The organism is Parabacteroides acidifaciens (genome assembly GCF_003363715.1).
Lineage (GTDB): Bacteria > Bacteroidota > Bacteroidia > Bacteroidales > Tannerellaceae > Parabacteroides > Parabacteroides acidifaciens.
On sequence record NZ_QREV01000135.1, the window covers coordinates 1 to 689 of the forward strand.

At 41.2% G+C, this 689-nt stretch carries 2 tRNA genes and 1 rRNA gene; all 3 read left to right on the forward strand.

Annotated features, from left to right (window positions below):
• Window positions 1-57, forward strand: a 16S ribosomal RNA gene (locus tag DWU89_RS20460); the annotation flags it as partial.
• 158 nt (window positions 58-215) lie between these two features.
• Window positions 216-289, forward strand: a tRNA-Ile gene (locus tag DWU89_RS20465).
• Between the two features lie 95 nt (window positions 290-384).
• A tRNA-Ala gene (locus DWU89_RS20470) sits at window positions 385-461 on the forward strand.
• The last annotated feature ends 228 nt before the right edge of the window (window positions 462-689 follow it).

Below are 689 nucleotides of genomic sequence, written 5' to 3' on the forward strand. Positions count from 1 at the left end.
GGGGCTAAGTCGTAACAAGGTAGCCGTACCGGAAGGTGCGGCTGGAACACCTCCTTTCTGGAGCCAGAGTCTGGTTAAGTAGGAACAACGGTATGTTGTTCTCATGTACTACGGTTGAATATGTATTCATATATGATCTTAAAACTGGACAACCAGTAAAGAGAAAGATGAAGCTGAGATGAAAAACTCTCAGGCAACAAGAAAGAAAAGTTGACAGTCCTATAGCTCAGTTGGTTAGAGCGCTACACTGATAATGTAGAGGTCGGCAGTTCAACTCTGCCTGGGACTACAGAAATAATTTCTCAATGAGACAATATGCCAATATGCCAATGGCAAGAAAGAAATTGGCATATTATCAAATTGGCAGATTGGCACATTATTACCGGGGGATTAGCTCAGCTGGCTAGAGCATCTGCCTTGCACGCAGAGGGTCAACGGTTCGAATCCGTTATTCTCCACCAAAAACATCAGCAATGGTGTAAATAAGATCTTTGACGTATTGGACAACTTCAAATAAAGTTAAGTAACGAATAAAAGTAAGAGCAAGCTAAAGATATATCAATCCAAGACGCATTTCTTCATTATTAATTTTTAATTATTAATTTAGAAACCGTGTCATTGATAAAGAAAGTAAGCAAGGGCAGACGGTGGATGCCTTGGCTCTCGGAGGCGACGAAGGACGTGATAAG